General features: G+C 60.4%; 1 pseudogene. It reads left to right on the top strand.

Features of this window, described 5'->3' with window-relative positions:
* A pseudogene (locus ACLJNW_RS24650) lies at positions 1–278 on the top strand (hypothetical protein); the annotation flags it as partial.

Genomic DNA, 278 nt, shown 5'->3' on the forward strand with positions numbered 1-278 from the left:
CCAAGGACACCGTACTCTGGCGGTCTCCGAACTATTCCATATCGATCACTTGCTTCCAGGATCGCGACTGGGGGCCAGAGCAGGTCTATTTCTACCTGAGTCCAACCGGTCAGGGCGCGCTGGGTTCGGACCTGGAGGTGGGCATCAACCTGAACGGCGAGGACCTTCGTTGTTCCTCGCTCCCCGGCTGCCGGCAGAAGATAGGCATGCATTTCGATGGTTGCTGGACAGGAGTACGGGGGGGATGCGAAGGCATGGCTCAGACCACGCAGGTCCGT

This window comes from Salmonella sp. SAL4457, assembly GCF_046548235.1.
Classification (GTDB): Bacteria; Pseudomonadota; Gammaproteobacteria; order Enterobacterales; family Enterobacteriaceae; genus Salmonella; species Salmonella enterica.